Here is a 1,330-nt window from a genome sequence, read left to right on the forward strand (position 1 = left end):
AGAGAAAGAAAAAAGATATTTTTAATAGAGATTGGTTTTTACATTTTATAGGATCTATGGGTAAAAACTTAAATTTAGAACGCAAGTGTATCCGTAAAGAACATGAACTTATTAAAGAATTTGTAGCCACTAAAGATATTGAGTTTTTACATAAATATATGAAAAAACATACAAGATTAAGAGATCCTATTAATACTTGGGATCTTGAAGGTGCTGTTATTGTAAAGATAATGGGTTTAAATAAAGAAGAATTTAAACATTATAAATACTTTCCTTATGATTTAATTTAGGAGTTTCTTATTTATATTTAATATTAAAAAGCAACCTTTAAAAAATTTAAACTTGATCCTAAAAGTCATATCTTTAGGGTAAAAGATAATAAAATAGCTGTTTTTATTAGAAAGAATACAATTTATTAGGATTTAGTTTTCGTGAGGTTTTGGTGTATTAAATAGATCTTATTATTGAAAAATAAGATTTAAGTTAAATTCTATATGTAAATCGCACGAGTAAAAAATGTATTACTATTTTAGATAATTTAGTTTAACACTCTTAATTCTCAAAAAAATAACACTAAAATAAATTTCATACTATTACCAAAAATGCAATTATTTAAAATTAATATTATAAAAAATAAAGATATAATAGATTTTATTAATCTTGAAAATATCATAGAGGAATAACCATGAAAAAAATAATATGTCTTTTAGTGATGATTTTTTGCACACTTAATGCATATGATAAAGATCTTAATTTAGATTATGGTATGAAAGATGATTTTTTTTATTATTTAGATAAAAGGACTATTGGAACGCCTTATGACTATTTAGATAGTAAGAATTATCTCCCTATCAATTTTAGTCTTGTACAAAGAAAATATTATAGTGGCAATCCAACCAAAAATCTTATCACAAATTTAAATACTCTAAAAGACAATGAATACAATGCCTTTGGAGTAAAACTACCTAAAAATGTTATTTTAGAAGTTTTTGAATTTGGAGAAAAACATAAGGATGATTTTTCTAATCTAGTAAAACAATATCCTTTCATTCAACTTGTTTTTTCACAGTGGCTTACTATTAAACTCTATGAAAAACAAAAACAACTTACAAATAATCCTAATTTAGACTATGAAGAGTTTTTAAAAAATTTCACTTCTACTTTTAATCATAAAAGTTATAATCTTCTTGATGCTATTCATCAATTAAAGGTTGAAAATATCAATCATAAAAATGATGAAAATTTTAACATCATAGACACTGCAACAGCACTTGGTGCTTGGGGCTATATTGATCAACTATGTATTAACGATATCACTCTTTATGATATC

Annotated in this window: 2 protein-coding genes; both read left to right on the forward strand. The window is 23.4% G+C overall.

Annotated features, from left to right (window positions below; translation table 11 throughout):
- Positions 1-290: PoNe immunity protein domain-containing protein (locus tag H2279_RS08510; protein WP_337196276.1), on the forward strand; the 290-nt coding region annotated here is incomplete at its 5' end.
- A gap of 395 nt (positions 291-685) precedes the next feature.
- On the forward strand, positions 686-1,330 hold a 645-nt coding region (locus H2279_RS08515), incomplete at its 3' end, for a hypothetical protein (protein WP_337196277.1).

This window comes from Campylobacter sp. B0100352/1 (genome assembly GCF_020135855.1).
Taxonomy (GTDB): Bacteria; Campylobacterota; Campylobacteria; order Campylobacterales; family Campylobacteraceae; genus Campylobacter_D; species Campylobacter_D taeniopygiae.